The organism is Lactobacillus sp. ESL0261 (genome assembly GCF_003693025.1).
Taxonomy (GTDB): Bacteria; Bacillota; Bacilli; order Lactobacillales; family Lactobacillaceae; genus Lactobacillus; species Lactobacillus kullabergensis.
In genome coordinates this window covers 15043-35494 of sequence record NZ_REHN01000004.1, presented here as the reverse complement: position 1 = coordinate 35494, position 20452 = coordinate 15043, and the positions used below count along the sequence as shown (strand labels likewise).

Annotated in this window: 23 protein-coding genes; 7 read left to right on the top strand and 16 right to left on the bottom strand. The window is 36.5% G+C overall.

What is annotated here, in order from left to right:
* Window positions 1–461: 461 nt before the first annotated feature.
* On the top strand, window positions 462–1382 hold the full coding sequence (locus F5ESL0261_RS02400; protein WP_233560886.1) for an NAD(P)/FAD-dependent oxidoreductase: 921 nt from the start codon (window positions 462–464) through the stop codon (window positions 1380–1382).
* Between the two features lie 9 nt (window positions 1383–1391).
* Window positions 1392–2042 carry a VTT domain-containing protein gene (locus F5ESL0261_RS02395; protein ID WP_045927667.1) on the top strand — a complete coding sequence of 217 codons (651 nt, stop codon included), beginning with the start codon at window positions 1392–1394 and terminating at the stop codon, window positions 2040–2042.
* 10 nt (window positions 2043–2052) lie between these two features.
* Here the strand turns inward: F5ESL0261_RS02395 and F5ESL0261_RS02390 are convergent, their stop codons facing one another.
* From F5ESL0261_RS02390 to F5ESL0261_RS02370, 5 genes are read right to left on the bottom strand one after another with little or no spacing between them, the layout of a single operon-like run.
* Window positions 2053–2661 (bottom strand): TIGR01906 family membrane protein, encoded by a 609-nt coding sequence (locus tag F5ESL0261_RS02390; RefSeq protein WP_122052045.1) that lies wholly within the window; start codon window positions 2659–2661, stop codon window positions 2053–2055.
* Window positions 2658–3434, bottom strand: a complete 777-nt coding sequence (locus tag F5ESL0261_RS02385) for a TIGR01457 family HAD-type hydrolase (RefSeq protein WP_109585954.1) — start codon at window positions 3432–3434, stop codon at window positions 2658–2660. Before F5ESL0261_RS02385 ends, F5ESL0261_RS02390 begins: the two co-directional genes overlap by 4 nt.
* Window positions 3435–4013 (bottom strand): YutD family protein, encoded by a 579-nt coding sequence (locus F5ESL0261_RS02380; RefSeq protein WP_045927664.1) that lies wholly within the window; start codon window positions 4011–4013, stop codon window positions 3435–3437. It lies immediately after the preceding gene.
* Window positions 3997–5388, bottom strand: a complete 1392-nt coding sequence (locus F5ESL0261_RS02375) for a bifunctional UDP-sugar hydrolase/5'-nucleotidase (protein ID WP_122052044.1) — start codon at window positions 5386–5388, stop codon at window positions 3997–3999. Before F5ESL0261_RS02375 ends, F5ESL0261_RS02380 begins: the two co-directional genes overlap by 17 nt.
* Before the next feature lie 11 nt (window positions 5389–5399).
* Window positions 5400–5732, bottom strand: a complete 333-nt coding sequence (locus F5ESL0261_RS02370; RefSeq protein WP_045927662.1) for a hypothetical protein — start codon at window positions 5730–5732, stop codon at window positions 5400–5402.
* 85 nt (window positions 5733–5817) lie between these two features.
* On the opposite strand from F5ESL0261_RS02370, the gene F5ESL0261_RS02365 reads away from it, so the two are divergent.
* On the top strand, window positions 5818–7206 hold the full coding sequence (locus tag F5ESL0261_RS02365; RefSeq protein ID WP_122052043.1) for a glycerophosphodiester phosphodiesterase: 1389 nt from the start codon (window positions 5818–5820) through the stop codon (window positions 7204–7206).
* A gap of 31 nt (window positions 7207–7237) precedes the next feature.
* Here the strand turns inward: F5ESL0261_RS02365 and F5ESL0261_RS02360 are convergent, their stop codons facing one another.
* Window positions 7238–8239, bottom strand: coding sequence for a substrate-binding domain-containing protein (locus F5ESL0261_RS02360; RefSeq protein ID WP_109585951.1), 1002 nt, complete (start codon window positions 8237–8239; stop codon window positions 7238–7240).
* A 149-nt stretch (window positions 8240–8388) separates the two neighbouring features.
* Here F5ESL0261_RS02360 and F5ESL0261_RS02355 point away from each other — a divergent pair, with 149 nt between their 5' ends.
* Entirely contained in the window at window positions 8389–9489 is a 1101-nt protein-coding gene (locus F5ESL0261_RS02355; protein ID WP_122052042.1) for an aminopeptidase P family protein, read from the top strand.
* Window positions 9490–9569: 80 nt separating this feature from the next.
* Here the strand turns inward: F5ESL0261_RS02355 and F5ESL0261_RS02350 are convergent, their stop codons facing one another.
* Together F5ESL0261_RS02350 and F5ESL0261_RS02345 are read right to left on the bottom strand one after the other, a co-directional pair.
* Window positions 9570–9986: a hypothetical protein gene (locus F5ESL0261_RS02350; RefSeq protein ID WP_045927657.1), complete on the bottom strand. Its 417-nt coding sequence runs from the start codon at window positions 9984–9986 to the stop codon at window positions 9570–9572.
* A gap of 17 nt (window positions 9987–10003) precedes the next feature.
* A complete protein-coding gene (locus F5ESL0261_RS02345; protein ID WP_122052041.1) occupies window positions 10004–10429 on the bottom strand; it encodes a DUF948 domain-containing protein in 426 nt (141 codons plus the stop codon).
* A 111-nt stretch (window positions 10430–10540) separates the two neighbouring features.
* Here F5ESL0261_RS02345 and F5ESL0261_RS02340 point away from each other — a divergent pair, with 111 nt between their 5' ends.
* Window positions 10541–11356, top strand: a complete 816-nt coding sequence (locus tag F5ESL0261_RS02340) for a mechanosensitive ion channel family protein (RefSeq protein ID WP_109585947.1) — start codon at window positions 10541–10543, stop codon at window positions 11354–11356.
* 95 nt (window positions 11357–11451) lie between these two features.
* Here the strand turns inward: F5ESL0261_RS02340 and F5ESL0261_RS02335 are convergent, their stop codons facing one another.
* On the bottom strand, window positions 11452–12066 hold the full coding sequence (locus tag F5ESL0261_RS02335; protein ID WP_122052040.1) for an XTP/dITP diphosphatase: 615 nt from the start codon (window positions 12064–12066) through the stop codon (window positions 11452–11454).
* Window positions 12067–12079: 13 nt separating this feature from the next.
* On the bottom strand, window positions 12080–12868 hold the full coding sequence (gene murI, locus F5ESL0261_RS02330; protein ID WP_122052039.1) for a glutamate racemase: 789 nt from the start codon (window positions 12866–12868) through the stop codon (window positions 12080–12082).
* 68 nt (window positions 12869–12936) lie between these two features.
* On the opposite strand from murI, the gene F5ESL0261_RS02325 reads away from it, so the two are divergent.
* The gene (locus F5ESL0261_RS02325; RefSeq protein ID WP_122052038.1) at window positions 12937–13356 is read left to right on the top strand and encodes a YslB family protein; all 420 of its coding nucleotides are present in this window, start codon (window positions 12937–12939) and stop codon (window positions 13354–13356) included.
* A gap of 72 nt (window positions 13357–13428) precedes the next feature.
* Complete coding sequence (mscL, locus tag F5ESL0261_RS02320) at window positions 13429–13800, top strand: large-conductance mechanosensitive channel protein MscL (RefSeq protein ID WP_122052037.1); 372 nt, start codon at window positions 13429–13431, stop codon at window positions 13798–13800.
* Window positions 13801–13827: 27 nt separating this feature from the next.
* Here the strand turns inward: mscL and trxA are convergent, their stop codons facing one another.
* The 6 genes from trxA to alaS form a co-directional block, all read right to left on the bottom strand.
* Window positions 13828–14139: a thioredoxin gene (trxA, locus tag F5ESL0261_RS02315; RefSeq protein ID WP_034980713.1), complete on the bottom strand. Its 312-nt coding sequence runs from the start codon at window positions 14137–14139 to the stop codon at window positions 13828–13830.
* Window positions 14140–14224: 85 nt separating this feature from the next.
* Window positions 14225–16579 carry an endonuclease MutS2 gene (locus F5ESL0261_RS02310; RefSeq protein WP_122052036.1) on the bottom strand — a complete coding sequence of 785 codons (2355 nt, stop codon included), beginning with the start codon at window positions 16577–16579 and terminating at the stop codon, window positions 14225–14227.
* Window positions 16580–16632: 53 nt separating this feature from the next.
* Window positions 16633–16938, bottom strand: coding sequence for a DUF1292 domain-containing protein (locus tag F5ESL0261_RS02305; RefSeq protein ID WP_122052035.1), 306 nt, complete (start codon window positions 16936–16938; stop codon window positions 16633–16635).
* A gap of 1 nt (window position 16939) precedes the next feature.
* Window positions 16940–17368, bottom strand: coding sequence for a Holliday junction resolvase RuvX (gene ruvX, locus F5ESL0261_RS02300; protein ID WP_122052034.1), 429 nt, complete (start codon window positions 17366–17368; stop codon window positions 16940–16942).
* Entirely contained in the window at window positions 17368–17625 is a 258-nt protein-coding gene (locus F5ESL0261_RS02295) for an IreB family regulatory phosphoprotein (RefSeq protein ID WP_038521496.1), read from the bottom strand. The genes ruvX and F5ESL0261_RS02295 overlap by 1 nt, the downstream gene beginning before the upstream one ends.
* A gap of 52 nt (window positions 17626–17677) precedes the next feature.
* Window positions 17678–20317 carry an alanine--tRNA ligase gene (alaS, locus tag F5ESL0261_RS02290; protein WP_122052033.1) on the bottom strand — a complete coding sequence of 880 codons (2640 nt, stop codon included), beginning with the start codon at window positions 20315–20317 and terminating at the stop codon, window positions 17678–17680.
* Window positions 20318–20452 lie beyond the last annotated feature (135 nt).

Sequence of the window (20452 nt, the reverse complement as noted above, 5' to 3'; positions counted from 1 at the left end):
TCGGATTTATTTGCTTGCGAAATTGACTTCGCTCTTTTGTTTTGGGTTCTGTTAAACCCGCACATTTTTGCGAAAACATTGTTCAGTTTTCAAGGTACTACCTGCTGCCTTCTTTAAAACAGCTTTTTTATTTTCCCAGATTCAGCCGCTTTTGTCAAGCACTTTTTTCTGGGAGCTTTTTGCCGTCTTGCCCGACAGCGTTTATTATCTTACTAAAGCAGCTCGCTTTTGTCAACTGCTTTTGCTTGATTTTTTGTGTTGCCTCTTAGGCCTCTTGCCTTGCGGCTCATTGCCCGACGACAGTTATTAATACTAGCAATTATTTTTGCCTTTTGCAAGTCTTTTTTACGATTTATTGAAAAGACTTAGTTCCTTTTTTATGATAAAGTTGTCATATCAAGGTTTAGAGGGGAGTTTTTAAAATAAAAAAATTTGATTTAGCAATTATTGGGGCAGGTCCAGTGGGATTATTCTGTGCTAATTTTGCCCATCTTCATGGTTTAAAAACTGTAGTTTTTGACTCACTTGCAGAAGTTGGAGGACAACCAAAACTACTTTATCCATTTAAAAAAATTTTAGACATACCAGCTTTTAGCTCTATTTCTGCTTGCGAATTAATCGAAAAATTACAAACTGAAGACAAACAAAATGCAACTTTTATCTTAAATCATCCTGTGGTAGATCTTAAAAAAATAGACAGAAAATTTATTATTGATAATAATTTTTCTGTAAAAAGCGTAATTATTGCCACCGGAACTGGATCATTTACTCCTAAAAAATTTCCGTTAAAAATGGACAATGAAATCGAAAAAAGAGTTCACTACTATGTTAGAGATCCTCAAAAATTTAAAAATCAAAAAATAGGAGTCTTTGGTGGAGGAGATTCTGCCCTCGACTGGGCAGCTGAACTAGCAGATCAGGAAGGAACGAAAATTAATTTAATTCATAGAAGAAATGAATTTCGTGGTTTGGAATCCAGTATTCAAAAACTTAAAAGTTTAAAAAATGTTGAAGTACAAACGCCCTATCTTCCTAAATCAATTCAAATCAGAGATAATCTACTTAATATTGGTTTAAAAGAGATGGGGACCAGCAATATTATTTACGAACAATTTGATCAAATAATCGTCGGCTATGGCTTCCGTGCTAATAACCAATTTGTAAAAAAGTGGGGTGTCAACTTAAATAATAACCAAATTGAAGTATCACGCTCTATGGAAACAAATATACCAGGCATCTATGCAATTGGTGATGTATCAACGTATCCCGGACGTGTGCCTCTTATTGGACTTGGATTTGGAGAAGCACAAATTGCAATCACTACAATTATGCGTGCGCTTTTTCCCGAAAAAACCTTAACAATTCATTCAACCAGTATTTAGGAGATGTTTATGACAATAATCAATTTTATTCTGCATATCGACCATCATCTGATTGAAATAGTTAATCAGTTTGGCAATTGGACATACTTGATTATCTTTGCCATTATTTTTATTGAAACTGGATTAGTTATTTTCCCTTTTTTACCTGGTGATTCACTAATTTTTGCTGCGAGTTCTTTAGCAGTTAACCCAGAATATAATTTGAACATTTGGTGGATTTATTTTTCAGTATTGCTTGCGGCTATCTTAGGCGATGCTTGCAATTATGAAATAGGGGCCTGGTCTGTAAAGCAAGGTACAAAACATACTTGGTTTAACAGGCTAATTAACCAAAAAAATCGCCTGGCCGCTGAAAACTTTTTTAACAGGCACGGACCAATTACCATTGTTATCGGCAGATTCATTCCCTTTATTAGGACATTTGTTCCTTTTATCTCCGGTGGCAGCAATATGCACTATGGCAAATTTGCTCTTTATAACGTAATTGGTGGAATAATCTGGAGTGGCCTATTTACGATATTGGGTGCATTCTTTGGTAACATACCATTTGTGAAAGAGCATTTCTCAATGTTGCTAATCGCAATTATCCTAATTTCTGTTTTGCCGATTTTAATAGTTGCATTAAAAAAACGAATTAAAAACAAAAAGGAGTTCCATTAAGAACTCCTTTTTATTTTTGCAATAATTTATCAGCGAAATACAGTTCATAAACAATACCAGCAATTGCAAAACAAGACGCAAAAAAACCTTCAGTGAGGACATTGATAATTGGATCTGTTACTGGATCAAATAGCCAGGTATTGCTGCCTGCAAAAAACAAATGATGAAAAGTGATAAAAAAATTATCAAAATTAGTCAGAGCAAACGGCAAAATTGCAACTGGTAACAATAAGAACAACAACGCCCATACTTTATTTAAACGCAAAAATTTTTTATTTCGCTTTTTGCACCAAAAAAGTATTATTAAACAACATAAAAAAGCAATAATTGCCAAAACAAATAATTTTTTGACATCTGCAAAATGACCTGCGGCCATAGATGAAGTATGTAAATTACTCATTTGCAATTTACGTTTAAAGGGCCAAATTAAATACCACATTAATTGATTATAGTTGCTCATTACTTGGCCAACTGATAAATTCACCGTTTTATTTGTTTTTTGCACCAAAACAAAGACAAATAATAAGGGCCAACTAGCAACTAGTGCCGTTACAACACTAGTAGAAACAGCAAAAATAAAATTATAAATAATAGTTAGAATATTATTTTTTTTGTTCATAATTTAACCTGATCTAAGCTGTCAACCAAAATTGTAGGTTGCTTTTTACCTTCAATATCCGCAACTTGTGTAATACCAGTAGTTACCAGCAATTGGTCAACATGACTGTTAAACCCTGCCTTGATATCAGTGTCGTAATTGTCACCTACCAAAAGCGCATCTTTTTTAGCAAAATGCAGCTTGGCTAACAACATATCAATAATCACAGAAGAAGGCTTTCCAATAAAAAATGGCTCTTTTCCACTCGAAGCTGCAATCATTGCACACTGAGAACCGTTGCCAGGCATTAAACCTTTTTCACTAGGCAAATTTAAATCCGCATTAGTACCAATAAAGTCAGCTCCTCTTCTTATTGCACTCACGGCCACTTGAATTTTGTGATAAGTCAAATCTGTATCCATTCCGACCACAACGTATTCAGGATTAGTATCGTTAAGTTCAAAAGCTGGATTTTGCATGAATTCACGCCATAAGCCAATTTGACCAATTATATAAACACCAATTTTGTCTGTTCGCTCTTTTTCATTTTTCAGAATATAGCTTACAGTTGCCATACACGGCGTATAAATGTGCGCAACATCAGTTTGTACCCCATGAACTTTAAGCTTGTTTACAACCATTTGGGGAGTGCGTGTTGTGTTATTAGTCAGAAAAATATAGTCCTTATGCGCTTTTTCAAGGCGCTTAACAAAACGAACCCCAGAAGCAATAGTTTCCTTACCGCGATAAATTGTGCCATCAAGATCAATTAAAAATAAACGGTAATCTTTCACTTATTTGCTGCCCTTTCTTTTTTTTATTACAAAAGAATGTTGGTTTGTCCGTTCTTTTTTTACAGTAACTGTTTCAGGTTTTTTTATTCTGGTCGGTCGTATATGATAACTTTTAAAAGCTTTATTCAGTTTTCTCCGATTTGAACTCTGCGTCCTATTCTTGAACGAATTTTTACGCCTTTTTCTTTTATTATAATGATAATGATGAACCGGGCTTAAAAGTTGTAAAACAAAATATGGGCCTCCCGGATTGCAGTATTCCAATAAATAGTCGGCAATAGTCTGCTTTTTTCGATCTATTGCTGTTTGTGCATTATCCTGGTAAAAGCCTTTTAAACGCAAATGTTCACTTGACACATCACCAACAATAAAATCATATTGATCTAAATAAGGATCATATTTTTGGCGCAAAAGTTCAAGATCAAGAGCCTCATTCTTATTAACCACAACTTGATAAAGCTGTTTGTTTATTTTTAGTTGATCATCATCCAAGCTAACAGCAGCCAGAGGATGCCGCAATGGCTGATCTTGTTCAAATTTATTATCTTTTCTTTTTTTACTGCTAGTTTGTTCTACCATTATTTTCACTTCCCGTTAATGGATACTTTTTTGCTAAATAATCCCCTATTACTTCACGTAAAAATTTGGGGAACAAAAATTCATTATCACCAACAATTGCCAGGGTGGGGAAAAATGGTACCAAGACATAATGATCCAAAACAGCAATTTGATATTCCCGATATGGATCAACTTCCTTGCCATTTACAAAAACCACTCTGCTTATAGGATCAAATTTGATCCCTTTGTAGTACATTTGACCAAAAATTTTCCCTCGAAAACTCATGCCCTGCAAAGGAAACTGATCCAAAAAATGTCGGTTTTTTTCGATTTCCATAACTAGGCGCCACAAATCACTGCCTTTTAAAGTAGAACGTACAACATGCATTGAATGTGGCAATGCTTTTTGCAAATCATATTTAGTCAAAATGCCCTTTTTAAAAGGTGCTAAAAAAAGACCTGAACTGAGCATAGCTAAATCTGTTCCTGCAAAATTTGCAATGGCATTCATGGAAACCTGAAGAGCAGCTTCACGGTCACTATCATATTTCTCAGGCAAATCAGCCACAAGTTCGCGACTTAAGATTTCTTTTCCCTTTTGCCTGTAGCCTAAAATAGTTTCCTCATCATCTAAATTGGGCTTCATCAAACTGGTGGGCACAACATGTGGAATGATTTTTTGCACATGATGATTATCATCGATTTCCATATAAGTGTTCCCCACATAATTACCCCATTTACCTGTTTGAGTAATCCAGACATTTTCCACCTTTTTACCATGTGGCAACAGGTCATGACTGTGTCCGCCCACAATCAAGTCAATTTGAGGATAATTTCTAGCTAAAAAAGTATCCATATTTAAGCCAATATGAGTTATTAAAATTAACACATCATACTGACCCTTCATTTTTGGCAAAACACCGTCCATTGTTTCTTTCAACATTTTAACGTGCCAGTGATTAGGTTCATAAGAAAGAGGATAAGCTGCAGTCAGACCAATTAGACCAATTCGAGTGCCCTTTTTGGTAAGTAAAATTTTATCTTGAACAGCCCAATGAGGCATTGAACCGTCTTCCTCGCGCAAATTCGCTAAAATAACGGGAAAATTAGCATGGTCAAATAATTTTTCCACTACGCAATGTGAATTGGAAATCCCTTCATTGTTGCCAATAGTAATTGCATCATAATGAAAAGAGTTCATTAACTTAATATTAGCTTGACCATATGTCGCATCAGTCAAAGGATGAGAACGATCCATGAAGTCTCCGGCATCAAAAGTAAAAATTTGATCGACAGATTTATCTTTTTGAGCTTCCCGCAAATACCGGCCAATTTTGGGGAAATGTTCGAAATGTGAATGTAAATCATTAGTGTGTAAAATGCGAATTTTTTCCATTATCATGCTCTCTATCCAATTTGATTAGATTTCAAAACCATATTATATGCATCTAGGACTTTTCCCTTTGGCTTTTTCCATTCCACCCAATCAGGATTTTTCCAGTCATCTTCATTAGTCAAAGTTTCAAGTTTGTAGTTTTCATTAATATATTTTTCATAGGTAATAAGGGCCTTAGTACGTGGAATATTCAATTGCAAAATTCGCACGCTTTTAATTTTTCCCCGATCTGCGGCAAGTTCAGCTATTCCATTTTGATCAATATTGGAAATTTCAAAATACTTACTGCCATCGTTGCGCACAATTTCTTCAATTAAATCCAACTCTTCATATTGTTCATTCATCAATATCCCCCGCATAAATTAAATCTGTGACATGTAGCAAAAAATGTGCAACCATGCTATTGTAATTAACAATAGAGGTGTACACATGAAATATCAAAGCCAATTAATCAGGGCTCTCATTTTTAGCATCATTTTTATTACAACCTGTGGTTTCACTGTGGTCGGCCATCGGGGCGACCCCAGCAAATATCCTGAAGAAACTATTCAAAGTGACAACTCTGCTTTTAATTCGGGTGCTGATTACGTTGAACTTGACCTCCATCTTTCTGCAGATGGAGAGTTAGTTGTTTCACACGATGATGACTTGTTTCGCGTGACCCATACACATGCAATTGTATCACAAAATAATTGGCGGGCACTTAGCGAGTTAACCTATGACAACGGTGAACATGTCATGAGTTTACCACAATTATTTGAATACTATCAAAAAAGACCAAATACAAAATTTATTCTTGAAACTAAAATAGATCATTCGATTGATCCGTCTTATGAATTAGAAGACCAAATTGCAGCAACTATCAAAAAGTATCATATGGAGAAACGGGTTATGATCCATTCTTTTTCAGTTGCCAGCTTGTTTCACTTCCGTAAGATTATGCCCGATGCCTACCTAATTTTAATTGTGGGCAGCCTTAAAAGAATAAATTTTAGTAATTTACCTCAGGTAAATGCCGTTAATGTTTCTTCTGATTTAATTTTAAATCATGCTTGGCTGATACATTGGCTGCATCAGCTAAATAAACAGGTTTTTGTGTGGACTGAAATGGATGAATCCCCTGATTTATGGCAATGGCTAATTAACAAAAATGTTGATGGCGTCGTAACTAACTTTCCAAGTACTGGTTTTAAATACAAACTGGCAAAGGAAGGTACTAAAAAATACGATATTCACCGCAGTGGCAGTTATTTTGGCAAAAAAAAGACTAAGACTATGATGAATCCTTATGTGCGGGATAAGCAAAATAAATTTGTTTATCCGGGGCAAAAATTTGAGGTAATGTACGGGGTCAGAGCCCATAATCAGCTTTACTATCAAATTGCCAACCAGACCTTTATTTCGGCAGAATTTGTTAATATGGATTTAACACCTGAAGATATCGCACCTTATCAAAATAAGCAAGTATTAGCCAAGCCGCAAAAAGACGTTCATGTTTACCGCTTTCCTGATAATCAATCAAAAACTAATAAAGTTTTACCTGCCAATACTTTGTTTAAAATAGAGAACTTCAATGGCAGTCCCAAAAGTTTATGGCTGTATACATCCTTAGGCTGGGTCAAAGCAAATGATATTCTGTTCTATGGCTTTTTTGACCAAAGCAGTTGGCAAAATTATCGTCATTTACCACGCATAAGTCGCTATTCCAATATTGCGTTAACTCCCTATTTACCACTACAATCTGCTAAACCGCTCAATACTTGGCAGCAGATAAAGCAAATTCAAAAATTATCCACTAAAAAAGTGCTGCATAACTAACATGCAGCACTTTTTATATAATAAACAATTTTTACTCATTTGTTGTACTTTGCTTTTTTAATATTTCATAAGGAAGTTCAATCTGTGTTTCCGGCACTTCTTCATTATTCATTAGCTTAGTGAGCATTCTCATTGCTACTGCGCCAATATCATAAAGTGGTTGCCGAATAGCTGTCAAAGCGGGACGGACAACTGAGGCAATTTGCGTAGCACTTGCAGTAATTATTTCTAATTCTTCAGGCACCTTTTTACCAGCATCAATTGCGGAATTCAAAATGCCAACAGCAGTAACATCATTGGTTACAATTACGCCATCGACCCCATCCTGATCTAATTGTGACAATAAATTATATCCGTCAGAATGATCCTTAACATTGGAATAAATATGACCTTCACCTAAGTTATGATCTGACATAAATTTCTTGTAAGCTGGAATTCTGTTTTGTACATTAACTACAGTATCAGGATTGCCTAATACCAAAGCCAAATTCTTTCTGCCATCATTATAAAGTAGATTTAAGGCTTCTGTATCTGCCTTTTTATAATCTATGGCAACTGACGGAAATTCACTGTGACTATCTTTAGTCCCTGCCAGAACCACTGGAGTATCAGTACGCTTAAAAGCTTCAACCGCTTCTTCAGGCAGTGTATCTGACATGTAAATTACCCCATCAACCTGTTTATTAAGCAACCCTTGAATCGCCTGGTCTTCTCTCATCAAACGGTTTTCAATACTGGTAATGATGATATTGTATTTGTACAAAAGAGCAATATCATCAATACCTTTTGACAATTCTGCAAAATAAAGGTTGGTTAAATCCGGTACAATTAACCCAACCGTAGTAGTTCTTTTGGACGCAAGGCCTTGAGCTACGGCATTAGGTTGGTAGTGCAACCGGTTGATTACTTTCATTACTCGATCGCGCGTATCTTTACGCACATTTGTATTGCCATTAACTACTCGTGAAACTGTGGCCATTGATACTTTAGCCTCACGAGCTACATCATAAATTGTAATATCTTGTTTACGCATTCTTGGTTCCCCCATCTTAATTTTACTAGTATAAAATTTATCATTTTTTTTAGGAAAGTGCAAACGTTTACAACTATTCTTTCATTTTTTCAAGTCGAGAACATGATATACTTTCTTTAACTATGAATTCAAAATGGAAGGAAGAAGCTATGAATTTAACAAAATTACAAGAATGGCTGCAAAGTTCTGACAACGATGTTGCCTATATTTCTAACCCAACTACAATTGCCTACTTTACCGGATATGATATGGAGCCTCACGAACGAATTTTTGCCCTTTTAGCATTCAAGGACCAAGATCCATTTGTGTTCGTGCCAGCTTTAAACGTTGAAGAAGCAAAAAACTCAGCGTGGAACGGTGATGTATACGGCTATCTGGATTCAGAAAATCCGTGGGAAATTATTGCTGACAAGGTAAAAAGCAGGACAAAAGAATATCAAAAATGGGCTTTAGAGAAAAACAACCTTTCTGTTTCTCACTACCAACTCATTCACGAACAATTTCCAGATGCAAATTTTGATGGTGATCTTTCAAATTTCGTTAATAAAATTCGCCTTTATAAAACTCCTGAGGAAATCAAACAATTGCAGGCCGCAGGACGTGAAGCAGATTTTGCATTTCAAATTGGCTTCGATGCTATTAAAGAAGGCGTAACTGAGAGATACATAGCAGGACAAATTGAGTATCAGCTCAAAGTGCAAAAAGGAGTAATGCATGAAAGTTTTGAAACTATTGTGCAGGCTGGTGCCAATGCTGCCAATCCTCATTTGGGTCCTACTATGAATAAAGTTAAGCCAAATGAATTAGTTCTTTTTGATCTGGGTACTATGCACAATGGTTATGCTTCAGATTCCAGTCGGACCGTTGCTTATGGCGAGCCAACGGCTAAGGAAAGAGAAATTTATGAAATTGATCGTGAAGCTCAACAAGCTGCTATCGATGCGGTCAGACCAGGTATGACAGCTTCTGAACTCGACAGTGTTGCCCGGAATATCATTACAAAAGCCGGCTATGGAGAATATTTTATTCACCGTTTAGGTCATGGAATCGGAAAAGAAGTTCACGAATATCCTTCAATTGTCCAAGGTAATGATCTCATAATTGAAGAGGGAATGTGTTTTTCAATTGAACCCGGGATTTACATTCCAAATGTTGCGGGTGTCAGAATTGAGGATTGTGGAGTCGTTACTAAAGATGGTTATAAGCCATTTACTCACACCAGTAAGGAACTCAAAGTTCTGCCTCTTTAAACAAGAACTTAAATTGTTTGACTAAACAAAAATGGCACTAGCAGCAATATCTTTTCTGCTAGCGCCATTTTTAATTAATTTTATGGTCTGGAATATGGGTCGACAGGTGCATCAGACGGATCAGATGGACCTTCAGGCTTTGGAGGTTCCGGATGATTAAAATCATCATTTGTTTCTGCATGATGCAGATCATTCGCTACATCTTGAGCATTATCTTTATCCTGCGCGTCATCATCTTTTGAATTATCAATAACGATATCATCAAAATCCTTTAGTTCTGAATCATCCTCTACATTCTTAGGGAATGAAGCCAGTTGATTCTTTACTATTTCTGTACCGTTATCATATTTTTTCTTTAAGTCTTGAACAGTTTCATTGTTCTTAACTTTTTTCTTCAATTCATCGATTTGGTCATCACTTACTAATAGAGAACCAGCAAGAAACCCTGCTGCGGTCCCAACAATAGTACCTAAAACAAAACTTACAAATTTTTTCATAAAAGTAACTCCTTTTACTAATCTTCACCTTTACGTCGCTTATGCCGTGCGAACACCGATGCTAAAGCAGATGACATCAATCCATTACGTTTCCAATGAAAATTATTGAAACGTTTTGCCATTTTTCTGGTAGAGGTATTAACATCTGAAACGCTTTCGCCTAGATCAGCTGCTGCCTGAACAACAGGATCAATAGTTTTCATTTTAACATTAACATCTGCTAACAAGACATTGGTTTTATCCAGCAAGTCCCCGGTCTGATGAAGTAAATCATTCACATCTTCAGAAATTTGTTGAATCGACTCATTAGCACTTCGGATCGTTTTTTCTGCTTCTCTAGTAGCTTTTGCGGCTCGAATAAGCACTGGAATTGTGAAAAGTACTAAAATTAATAATGCAATGGCAGCAATCAACCCTGCTAATGCACCATAAGAAAATTTCATCTTTTACCTCCAATTCTATACCTAAAAAAAGTCTAGCATGAAAATGCTTTAATCTCAATCTATATGTCATATTTTGTTATAGTTAATATGCATATACGAAAGGTAATTACAATGAATAAAATATTTCAAATCAACAAAAATGTCCTCAAATTCAACTGGGACAGACTGGGTGAACAAGTTTTGGCAATTGTCTGGCAGTTAGCAATTTCATCCATAGTTTTTTACTTAATTGATCATTTTGGCAAAAAAATTATCAGCCATTATTTAAAGCGCAGTAAAAAAAAGCAAAATAAGAGAACACAAACTGTTACGGCATTAATTAACAGTATCTTTGAATATACGGTAATCTTCTTTTACTTATTTGCGGTATTATCTATTTTAGGCATTCCAATTGGAACTCTGCTTGCAAGTGCCGGTATTTTTTCATTAGCTTTAGGTATGGGAGCGCAAGGATTTGTCAGTGATTTGGTCAACGGCTTTTTCATCTTAAGCGAAGACCAGTTTGATGTAGGTGACATTGTTTCTATCAACAACCAAACGGGTGTTGTAGTTCAGTTGGGTCTAAGAACTACCAGGCTTAAAGGATCTGATGGTTCTATTATCTACATACCCAACCGCAACATTTCAATAGTCCAAAATCTGGCTCACGGCGGCATTGGTTTGGATATAACAATGCAGCTTAAAGCCAATAATGACTTTGCAAAAGTTCACGATATTATTAACCAAATTAATAATAAATTGAGTACTAATTTTGATTTTCTAGTTCAAGAACCTAAAATAGTTGGTATCACAGAACAAACAGCACAAACTGTCAATTATGTTGTTCATTTTCAAGTCAAACCTGGCCATGAAAAAGAAGTTCAAGATGAGTACCTGACACAATATTTAAAAATTTTACCCGAAAATAAAATTTTATTGGCAGAATAAAAATAAAAACTGATAAAAATCAAATATGGTAAAATCAACAAACTTATTATTATTTTTGTTGAGATATGACTAAAGATTTTCATCAGTTTTTTCATTTATTCAAACTGAGCCAGCCAATTGGGTAACTCTTTAAACAATTGAGATATCGCTTTTCCCCGATGAGAAAGACTATTTTTTTCAGCAACTGTCATCTCTGCAAAAGTTTTTTGCTTTTCAGGCACATAAAAAAGTGGATCATAGCCAAATCCATCATCGCCCTGAGGCGCGGGTAAAATTAAGCCTTCACACTGACCTGAAACAACTAAATCCTGGTCAAAATGACCTGGCTTAGAAACTACGATTGTAGTATTAAACCTGGCTGTCCGTTTTTTTAAAGGTACTCCGCCAAGTTCTGCCAGCAATTTGGCATTATTCTTTTGGTCATTATGCTCGGGACCGGCAAAACGTGCAGAATGAACTCCAGGAGCACCATCAAGTGCATCAACGATTAATCCAGAATCATCAGCTATTGTCAACATATGACTGTAATCTGCTAATTCGTGGGCCTTCAACTTAGCGTTTTGCTCAAAAGTTATTCCATACTCATCAACTAAAGGTGGTCTATCTAAATCAGCATTTGTTTTGAGGGTAACTTTAATTGCAGCAGATTTAAATGCTGATTTTAGCTCTTTGACTTTTCCTTTATTGGTAGTAGCAAATAATATTTCCATTTTTTCTCCTTTACTAAAGGTGCTGTGCACTAAATTTCTGATCCTGTAATACCGTTTTACCAAGTTCATCAAACATTTTGACATCACCTGTAGTATAGTATTCATGCTTTCCTTTAGCTGAACTATCCGTGAACATCTGATCACGTTTCATAATATTATATGTATAGTTGGCAACTTGATCTGCCGGATCTATTATTTGTATACCGGGTTTCAAGCATTGGACAAATTCATTGCGGATAATTGGATAATGAGTACATCCTAAGACTAGAGTATCAATATTTAAATTATTTATTGGCAATAAAATCTTTTTAAGAGCAGAAACATAAGCTTGATGTCCCGCATTGGCTTCAATTAGAGGTACAATTTGTGGAGTAGCTAGTTCGCTCACCGTTATCTCGGGATCACGTGTCTGAATTTCCTTTTGATATGCATGTAAGCCGACAGTCATCTTGGTAGCCACGACTGCAACATTTTTGTTTTTTGTTGCATTTGCAGCTGCAACGGCACCTGACTGAATTACGCCAATAATTTGCGGTTCAATTTCTTTTTGAATAGCTTTCATAGCCACTGCCGTGGCCGTGTTACAAGCAAAAATAATCAATTTGACGTTTTTGCTCAGCAAAAAGTTAACACTCTGCTTAGTAAGCGCGATAATTTCCGCTTTAGACTTATCACCATAAGGAATATGAGCATTATCTCCAATAAAAACGGTCGCCTCATGTGGCATTTTGCCAATAATTTTTTTGACTACTGTCAACCCGCCAACACCAGAATCTAGCAAGCCAATTGGTCGGTTATCCATTATAAAAGTCTCCCTAAATAATTTATACTTCAGTCAATTTTACGGTAAAATAAAAGAAAATAAAAGGGATGAATTTTTTTATGCAAAACAATAACGAGCAACACGAACATGTTTATTTTGTGAATCAACTTTATCGTGATTTCTTACTGCCAACAATTTTAGGTGAAGACAATGAAGCAATTCTTTATTGGGGTGGCAAACGAATTGCCCGTAAATATGATTTGTTGTCATTTGAAGACGTAGTTAGCTTCTTTGCAACCACTGAATTTGGCAATTTAGAAAAAGCAAGAAGCCATCACAGCGAAGAAGTATTTAAGCTCAAGGGGCAAAATGTGACTGATCGAATTAACAGTGGCAATCGAGAATTTTCTCTTGAAGCAGGCATTATTGCAGAAGCAGTTGAAAAGGAAACAGGGCGCACAACGGAGTGCGAGATCAAAGTTGATGAACGGAAAAAAGAAGTTAAATTAATTGCTAAGTTTGATTAAGCTTTCAGAAACAAATAATTTAGTTTTTTACCATTTTTGCAATATGATTAAAGTAAGAATGGAGGAAATAAAATGCTTAGAGAATTTAAAGAATTTATTCAACGTGGTAATGTTATTGATCTGGCTGTAGGTGTAATTATTGGTGGAGCTTTTACCAACATTGTTAATTCTTTGGTAAATAATTTGATTAACCCACTTTTAGGGTTGTTTATTGGAAAAATTGACCTATCCAATTTAGTATTTAAAGCCGGTGGTGCCACATTTAAATACGGTGAATTTATCAATACTATAATTAATTTCCTGATTATAGCATTCATAGTTTTTTTACTAGTCAAAGCCGTCAATAAAGTAATGAGACACAATGAGCAACAACAACCTGCTGGTCCATCTGCTGAAGACTATCTCAAGGAAATACGCGATTTATTAAAAGAAAAAAGCAATTAAAAAAATTCCTGCAAATGCAGGAATTTTTTATTTTGTATATTGATCCAAAATCTGACTAAGTTTTGCTTTTGGAGTATAACCGGTAATACGATCGACAATTTCACCATTCTTTTTAATCAATAAAGTTGGAATTGCCATTACTCCTAAGGAACTAGGTACTTCTTTATTTTGGTCAACATCCATCTTAGTAAATTTAACGTCTTGTCGCTCTTCAGCCAGTTCATCAACGACTGGTGATTGCATTTTACAAGGACCACACCAGGTTGCCCAAAAATCTGTTAAAACGACACCGTCTTTTGTTTCTTCTTCAAAGTTTTGATCTGTTAGCTCATCAACCATGAAAAACCCTCCTTTAAGGAAAAAATAGTTATCTATTGATATTTTCATTATAGCAAGCAGACTTACTTTTTACAAGTAAAGCATTTTATTGCAAATGAACGATTGTAGCTCCGTTACCACCCTCATTTGCCGGAGCGTAGTTATAACTTTTCACATGCTTGCTTGATTTTAGATACTGCCAAACTCCTTTTCTAATTGCGCCAGTACCAATGCCATGAATAATCGTGACAACATCAAGGCCTGCCAGTAGTACAGAATCTATATAACGATCGAGGTTAGTCATCGCTTCATCATAACGCTGACCGCGCAAGTCAAGCTCACTTCTCACATTGCTCCGCCTGCTTGCACTAATAGCGCGAACTTGCTTAGTAGATCGCGATTCTTTTTGTGACCCGATTTTTTCTATGTCTCGATCACTAACTTTTACTTTAATGATGCCCATTTGAACTTCATATTCATGTTCAGATAATTTTTTGGTAATAGTGCCAGTTTGTCCGTAAGACAATACTTTTACCTTATCACCTACATTGACATGATGACGTCTTTTTTCGCGTTGCAAAACGCGATTATGAGCCAAATTTTCATTTTGCCGTTCAAGCTGATTAAATTGACCTTTAGCAGCAATGATTTCATTTTGTTTAACTTCGCCCTTTTGCTGTTCAAGCTGCTCTATGATCTTATCAGCCTTTTTACGACTTTTTGTGACTACTTCATTAGCTCTTTCCTGGGCAAATTCCAGCTGCTTTTGCACACGCTGATTATACCAATCCAATGCCTGTTGCAATTTTATTTCAAGCTTTTTAGCTCGATCAAGACTAGTTGTTAGATGACTGCGAGCATCTGAAGCAGCTTTGGTTTGTTTAGTCAACTCGGTAATCATTTGGTTAATATCAACGTTTTCGTCACTTATCAACCCTTGAGCGTTTTTAACCACATCCTCACGCATCCCCAGCCTGCGAGCAATGGCAAAAGCATTACTGTGACCCGGAATACCAATTTGTAAACGATAGGTTGGAGATAGTGTTTTAAGATCAAATTCCATAGAGGCATTAGTCGTTCTTTTACGATTATAACCATAAAGTTTAAGTTCTGGGTAGTGTGTTGTAACGATTATTTTAGCCTTTTTTTGCCGTAAAAAGTCCAAAATGCTGATTGCAAGACTGGCTCCTTCTTCTGGATCAGTTCCAGCTCCAATTTCATCAATTAAAACCAGTGTCTTGGCATCAACATTTTTCATTATTTTAACAATATCGTTAATATGTGAAGAAAATGTACTGAGTGATTGCTCAATAGACTGTTCATCTCCAATATCAGCGCAAATGTCCCTAAAGACGCCCGCTTTACTGCCTTCTGCTGCCGGGATAAATAACCCTGACTGGGCCATCAATTGTAAAATTCCTGCAGTTTTTAAAGTGATAGTTTTTCCACCGGTATTGGGACCAGTTATCAGCATCGTATCGTAATCTTCACCAAGGCGAATGTCGTTGGCAACCACTTTTTTAGGGTCGATTAAAGGATGTCGTGCCTGTAAAAATAAAAATGACTGATCATGAGTCAGTTGCGGTTCAGTTGCCTTCATTGCGCGAGCCAGCTTTGCTTTAGCCTGGATAAAATCAAGTTCAACCAAGGAGCTTGCAATGGCATCTATACTATCCACTTCTGGGCGCACTATATCAGACAGATTACGTAAAATTCGATTTACTTCTCGTCTTTCTTGTGCCAAAAGGGTTTGCTGGTGGTTGTTAAGATTTAAAACTGCACTCGGCTCAATAAATAAAGTTTGACCACTCGCACTCTGATCGTGAACAACGCCACCAAATTTATTACGATACTCTTGTTTAACCGGAATAACATAGCGTTCATCACGAATAGTCACTATCTGTTCAGATAAATATTTGCCGCTATTACCTTTGGTGTAGCTATCCATTTTATCTTTAATTTCTGCATCATTATTTTTGATTTCGCGACGTAGATGGGATAATTCAGCAGATGCAGTATCAAGAACTTCCCCATCAAAATCCAGCGAACGCTTAAGTTGCTTAAACAATGACTGAGGCACGTCCAATTGCATTAAAATCGAATTTATTGCCGTTAAATCCAATTTTTTCTCATCAACATCGCTAAAAAAGTCGTTGATTTCATTAGCAAGTGCTAAAACCAGCAATAAGTTGCCTAATTCCTTTGCATTCAAATTTGCTTTGATTCGCAAACGCTTAATACTCGGCTCAACATCAGCAAAATCCGTTAAAGGCAGTTGCCCTTTAACACGTAAAATATCAGCACCTGCCAAAGTCTGCTTCAGTGCCAGTTCTACTTGAGCAAAGTCATCACTTGGTACAAGACTCTCAGCTGCCATTTTAGCTGGTGTAGTAATCGCCATTTGTTGCAGTTGTTCAGTAATTTTTGCAAATTCTAAAGTTTCTAATATCTTATCATTCATTAGTTTCTAAATAATTAATCTTGAATAAAAAAGGCTGGCCCAGCCAGTCTTTTTTATTCACCACTTAATCGGTCGTCGTCCAAAAATGTGTTCAAAACTCCTTGGACCATATTCCATTCATCATCTGCTTCAATCTCGTGTAAATCACTGCTAGTGACATCACCTGCGGCATCGGAGTCATAACTAAAAGCCAAAACTTCAATTTCCTCATCATCACTGGCAGCTGCCGGATAAAGCAGAACATATGATTTATCATAGTCATCAGAATGAAATGTAAATAAAATTTCATATAATTCTTCATTGCCTTGATCATCAATCAAGGTAATTTGACGGTCATCGCCGTTAATATCTTGTGCCATATTAATCCTTTCGGTTTAGATCCAAATAGTTTTGCAGAATCAAAGCAGCAGCCATTTGGTCTACTACTTTTTTGCGTTGATGACGGTTATGCATGCCAGCTTCTTCAACTAAAACCCGTTCTGATTCAACTGTTGTTAAACGTTCATCGGAATAATAAACCGGCAACCCAAATTTTTGTTCTAAACGTTTACCGTAATTCTTACTCCTTAAAACAGAGTGTCCAGAAGACCCATCCATGTTTTTAGGTAGGCCTAAGACAAAGCCTTCTGGCTCATATTGACGCACAATTTTCTTAATTGCACGCATACCAAAATTATAACGCGTTTCATCAATAGGGATAGTTTCAAGCATTTGCGCAGTAATACCTAATTCATCACTGACCGCAACACCTACTGTCTTTGACCCAACATCTAAACCAACTAGTCGCATTATTTATCTTTTCCAAGATAATTTTTGACAAGCTCTTCAATAATTTCATCGCGTTCGTGCTTCAAAATTAAATTACGAGCATCATTATGCCGTGGAATATAAGCTGGATCGCCAGACAATAGGTAACCGACAATTTGGTTAACTGGATTATAACCTTTTTCTTCTAAAGCATTATAAACGTCCTGCAAAGTATCATGCACATTTTTGCCTTTATTTTCATTAAAGTCAAAATGCATCGTTTTATCTAGCGAACTCATAATCATTCCTCCTAGCATAATTTTACTTGAAAAATAGTACAAACTCAATCAATTAATTTTTTGATATCGCTGTGATCACTGTCTGAATAGCCTTTTTAAGGCCCTCAGGTTTTTTACCACCTGCTTGTGCCATATCAGGACGACCGCCTCCGCCGCCACCAAAGATTGGCGCAACTTGCTTAATCAAGTCTCCTGCTTTAAGCCCCTTTGCTAGTGCCTTTTCTTTCAAGCTAATAATCATATTAGCCTTACCCGCGCTAGCACTTGCCAAGACAAGCACATCAGATTTATTACCGTTCTTCCAAGTATCAGCAAACTCACGCAAATCTTTCATACTATTTGCATCAACCTCTTGCGCAATCACACTTAAATCTCCTGCTTGCTCTACATTATTAAAGATAGAGTTAGCTTTGCTTTGATTAATTTGCAAGTTCAAATCTTCAACCAGCTTTTGACTATCATGCAAGTCTTTTTCAAGAGAATCGACTTTCTCAATAATATCTTCAGGCTTAGTTGATTTTACTTCTGCCTGTATCTCATCTAACAGTTCTGATCTATTAGCCAGGTATTCATACGCCTTTTTAGAAACGACAGCTTCAATTCTTCTCATCCCCGCACCAATAGCTGATTCGGAAATAATCTTGAAAATACCGATTTGATTAGTATTAGCACAATGCGTACCACCACAAAATTCAATTGAAAAATCTGCCACTTGGACAACCCGGACTTTATCACCGTATTTGCCATCAAATAATGCTAGCGCACCCATTTTTCTACCATTTTCTGGATCGGTAATCGTTGTTTGAACTTCTATTGCAGCCCAGATTTTTTGATTTACCAGATTTTCAACCGATTTAATTTCCTTATCTGTCATTGGTTCAACAGCTGTAAAATCGAAACGCAGATAATCAGGTTCAACTAAACTGCCGGCTTGATGAGTATGCTCGCCTAAGACGCTTCTAAGTGCTGCATGTAATAAGTGAGTAGCAGTATGTGAATGGCGCAAACCCTCACGGCGAACCCGGTCAATTTTTAATGTGTATTCTTCACCCTTTTTCAATGGTAAAATCACATCAACAAAATGCATGTTCTGGTCATTTGGCGCATGTTGCACATCAGTTACCTGGGCTACAAGTTCTCCTTCTTGGTCATAAATATTGCCGTGATCGGCAACCTGACCACCACGTTCACCATAAAATGGCGTTTTATCAAAAATTAAAACAGCATTGTCGCCATCAGCTTTAGCAACTAATTGGTCATTGACTATAATATCAATTAATTTGGCATGTTTTTCTTCATAAACGCCATACTCAAATTCTGACTTGTCCTTTAAATTCATCAAAGTTGCATCTTGAGAGCTCATTGATTGCAGATTGCCCCGAGCTTTACGGGCACGGTCTTTTTGAGCAGTCATCTCAGCATCAAAACCTTTTTGATCAACTTTTAAGCCTGCATCCTGGGCAGTTTCAAAGGTAAGCTCGTATGGGAAACCGTAAGTATCAAATAATTTAAAGGCGTCTTTACCAGAGATGGTCTTATCATTTGAATTCTGCGCTTTGACAATTAAGTCATTTAGCAGAGACAAACCGGATTCAAGTGTCAGTTGAAATCTTTCTTCTTCATTTTTAATTACTTTGGCAATAAAGTCTTTTTGATTAGTAACTTCTGGATAGTGACTTTCCATGATTTTACCGACTACTGGCACCAATTTGTAGAGAAAAGCACCTTTAATGCCCAACCTTTGACCATTTAAATCTGCCCGACGAATTAAACGTCGCAAAACATAGCCCCGGCCTGTATTTGATGGCAAAGCCCCATCAGCAATAGCGAAACTAACAGTACGAACGTGATCGGCAATAATCTTGAAAGCAGTAGTATCGGCATTATTAGTGCCATATTTTTTGCCAGCTGCCATTTTTTCGGTTTCATGAATAATCGGCAAAAAGAGGTCAGTTTCAAAGTTAGTTGGTGCATCTTGCAAAATAGACAAAACACGCTCTAGGCCCATACCGGTATCAATATTCTTATGTGGTTGATCAACATACTTGCCATTTGCTAAGTGATTGTATTGTGAAAAAACGATATTCCAAATTTCCAAATAACGGGCATTTTCACCACCAGGGAAGTTTTCGGGATCATCTTCTGCCACGTCATTATTTTCTTGACCACGATCATAAAAGATTTCGGAGTCAGGACCGCAAGGACCTTCACCAATATCCCAGAAATTTTCTTCTAGCTTAACAATATGATCTTCAGGCATCCCAACTTCCAGCCAAATTTTGTAAGCTTCAGTGTCTTTAGGATAAACCGTGCAATATAACTTTTCCTGATCTAAATCAAGCCAGTCTGGGCTCGTCAAAAATTCCCAAGCCCAAGTAATTGCTTCTTTTTTGAAATAATCTCCGACTGAAAAGTTACCCAGCATTTCAAAAAAGGTTTGGTGTCTGGCAGTTTTACCCACATTTTCAATATCATTGGTTCTAATGGACTTTTGTGAACTGGTAATCCGGTGATTCTTAGGGACTACAGAACCGTCAAAATATTTCTTCATCGTTGCCACACCGGAATTAATCCACAGCAATGTTGGATCATCTTGTGGAATTAATGATTGACTGGGCAATACCATGTGTCCGTGCTGCTTGAAGAAATCCAAAAACATCTGTCTAAATTCTGAACTTGTCAGTTTCTTCATCAAATATATCTCCCTTTTGCCAAAATAAAAACACCGTTGCTTATCATAAGGACGCCTTTAAACGCGGTACCACCTTAATTGCAACAGTGCTTGTTACCTCTTAATTAATTTTATTTGTTAAACCATAAGGAGCAT

What these genes read in the sequence shown, in the direction of transcription:
- F5ESL0261_RS02395 (WP_045927667.1), top strand. Translation starts at nt 1,392, where the DNA reads ATGACAATAATCAATTTTATTCTGCATATCGACCATCATCTGATTGAA.
- F5ESL0261_RS02390 (WP_122052045.1), bottom strand. Translation starts at nt 2,661, where the DNA reads ATGAACAAAAAAAATAATATTCTAACTATTATTTATAATTTTATTTTT.
- F5ESL0261_RS02380 (WP_045927664.1), bottom strand. Translation starts at nt 4,013, where the DNA reads ATGGTAGAACAAACTAGCAGTAAAAAAAGAAAAGATAATAAATTTGAA.
- F5ESL0261_RS02375 (WP_122052044.1), bottom strand. Translation starts at nt 5,388, where the DNA reads ATGGAAAAAATTCGCATTTTACACACTAATGATTTACATTCACATTTC.
- F5ESL0261_RS02370 (WP_045927662.1), bottom strand. Translation starts at nt 5,732, where the DNA reads ATGAATGAACAATATGAAGAGTTGGATTTAATTGAAGAAATTGTGCGC.
- F5ESL0261_RS02365 (WP_122052043.1), top strand. Translation starts at nt 5,818, where the DNA reads ATGAAATATCAAAGCCAATTAATCAGGGCTCTCATTTTTAGCATCATT.
- F5ESL0261_RS02360 (WP_109585951.1), bottom strand. Translation starts at nt 8,239, where the DNA reads ATGCGTAAACAAGATATTACAATTTATGATGTAGCTCGTGAGGCTAAA.
- F5ESL0261_RS02355 (WP_122052042.1), top strand. Translation starts at nt 8,389, where the DNA reads ATGAATTTAACAAAATTACAAGAATGGCTGCAAAGTTCTGACAACGAT.
- F5ESL0261_RS02350 (WP_045927657.1), bottom strand. Translation starts at nt 9,986, where the DNA reads ATGAAAAAATTTGTAAGTTTTGTTTTAGGTACTATTGTTGGGACCGCA.
- F5ESL0261_RS02345 (WP_122052041.1), bottom strand. Translation starts at nt 10,429, where the DNA reads ATGAAATTTTCTTATGGTGCATTAGCAGGGTTGATTGCTGCCATTGCA.
- F5ESL0261_RS02340 (WP_109585947.1), top strand. Translation starts at nt 10,541, where the DNA reads ATGAATAAAATATTTCAAATCAACAAAAATGTCCTCAAATTCAACTGG.
- F5ESL0261_RS02335 (WP_122052040.1), bottom strand. Translation starts at nt 12,066, where the DNA reads ATGGAAATATTATTTGCTACTACCAATAAAGGAAAAGTCAAAGAGCTA.
- murI (WP_122052039.1), bottom strand. Translation starts at nt 12,868, where the DNA reads ATGGATAACCGACCAATTGGCTTGCTAGATTCTGGTGTTGGCGGGTTG.
- F5ESL0261_RS02325 (WP_122052038.1), top strand. Translation starts at nt 12,937, where the DNA reads ATGAATTTTTTTATGCAAAACAATAACGAGCAACACGAACATGTTTAT.
- mscL (WP_122052037.1), top strand. Translation starts at nt 13,429, where the DNA reads ATGCTTAGAGAATTTAAAGAATTTATTCAACGTGGTAATGTTATTGAT.
- trxA (WP_034980713.1), bottom strand. Translation starts at nt 14,139, where the DNA reads ATGGTTGATGAGCTAACAGATCAAAACTTTGAAGAAGAAACAAAAGAC.
- F5ESL0261_RS02310 (WP_122052036.1), bottom strand. Translation starts at nt 16,579, where the DNA reads ATGAATGATAAGATATTAGAAACTTTAGAATTTGCAAAAATTACTGAA.
- F5ESL0261_RS02305 (WP_122052035.1), bottom strand. Translation starts at nt 16,938, where the DNA reads ATGGCACAAGATATTAACGGCGATGACCGTCAAATTACCTTGATTGAT.
- ruvX (WP_122052034.1), bottom strand. Translation starts at nt 17,368, where the DNA reads ATGCGACTAGTTGGTTTAGATGTTGGGTCAAAGACAGTAGGTGTTGCG.
- F5ESL0261_RS02295 (WP_038521496.1), bottom strand. Translation starts at nt 17,625, where the DNA reads ATGAGTTCGCTAGATAAAACGATGCATTTTGACTTTAATGAAAATAAA.
- alaS (WP_122052033.1), bottom strand. Translation starts at nt 20,317, where the DNA reads ATGAAGAAACTGACAAGTTCAGAATTTAGACAGATGTTTTTGGATTTC.